The sequence below is a fragment of the Nocardia carnea genome (assembly GCF_029868325.1).
Classification (GTDB): Bacteria; Actinomycetota; Actinomycetes; order Mycobacteriales; family Mycobacteriaceae; genus Nocardia; species Nocardia carnea_C.
The window spans coordinates 1-1,194 of the sequence record NZ_JARWNW010000036.1; the positions used below are offsets into that span (position 1 = coordinate 1).

General features: G+C 71.6%; 2 protein-coding genes. Both read left to right on the forward strand.

What is annotated here, in order from left to right; genetic code table 11:
* The first annotated feature begins 200 nt into the window (after positions 1 to 200).
* On the forward strand, positions 201 to 494 hold the full coding sequence (ctaJ, locus tag QH196_RS01425) for an aa3-type cytochrome oxidase subunit CtaJ (protein ID WP_280413919.1): 294 nt from the start codon (positions 201 to 203) through the stop codon (positions 492 to 494).
* Entirely contained in the window at positions 481 to 945 is a 465-nt protein-coding gene (locus tag QH196_RS01430) for a DUF5130 domain-containing protein (protein WP_280413920.1), read from the forward strand. The genes ctaJ and QH196_RS01430 overlap by 14 nt, the downstream gene beginning before the upstream one ends.
* The last annotated feature ends 249 nt before the right edge of the window (positions 946 to 1,194 follow it).

The following is a 1,194-nucleotide window of genomic DNA, read 5'->3' on the forward strand; positions in this document are numbered from 1 at the left end:
CCGCCGCCGCGCGCCCCCCCCCCCCCCCCCCCCCCCCCCCCCCCCCCCCCCCCCCCCCCCCCCCCCCCCCCCCCCCCCCCCCCCCCCCCCCCCCCCCCCCCCCCCGGGGGGGCCCAACCCCCGCGCGCCTACGGCGCGCCAACAACACAGCACACCACCGGTGCGTCGTCTACTACAGAGGATCGTCTACCTTTATCAGTGTGAGCATTCTCGAGACAGTGGCGGTTTTCGCCGGTATCCCACTGGGGATCTACCTCATAATCGCTGGTTTGTCGTATCTCGGTAAGCCGCTGCCCGGTGAGAAGCCGGTCCACTTCGATATGAGCAAGAAGTGGACCTCCGCGCCGGTGCTGTGGAGTGCTACCGATGAGGTCACCGGGCACGGTCATTCCTACGATGCCGGTGAATCGTCGCATGGTTCGCATGTGGCGTTCGACGCCCTCGAATCCCCCAAGGAAGCGCTGATCGGAGGCCGGGCAAGTGGCAAGTACTAAGTGGCCTGCGGTGGTCGAATCCGAACTGCCGCGCGGGTACGTGATCACCAGCAGCGGCCGGGTCTCCGGGGTGCACGAGGCCGGGGACGTGTTCAAGGAAGCGCCGTTCGACAACGACGAGCGGCTGGCCATGGACAATGTGCTCACCGAGGCGACCCGTGCCACCAAGGTCCGGTTCAACGTCTATATCGGCGACCTCGGTCCCGATGCCGGTGCCGCGGTGGACGCACTGTTCCCCACCACTCCGGAGCCGGCGCGGTCGGTGCTCATCGCTGTCTCCCCGAACGACCACGCCGTGGAGGTTCGCTCCGGCCGGGATGTGGCCGAGCGCGCCAACGACCGGGTGTGCCAGCTCGGCGTCACCGCCGCGCTGAGTTCACTGCGGCAGGGTGAGCTGATCGACGGTCTCGTTTCGGCGGTCCGCGTGATGGCGGCTGCCATCGGTCGCTGACCTTCCGGGAGCGCTCGCTACCGACGAGGGGGGGGGGGGGGGGGGGCCCCCCCCCCCGCCCCCCCCCCGCGGGGCGCGGGCGGAAAAAAAAAAAAAAAACGGAGACGAGCGCGGCGGGGCGGGCGCCCCCCCCCCGGCCAAGCCCCCCGTTGTGGCCCAACCCCCAACCCGCCGCCGCCCGCCGCCCGCCCCCCCCCGCGGCCACGGCCCGCCCGATCGCCGAGGTGAAGGCCTCGGCCTGGGCGACGG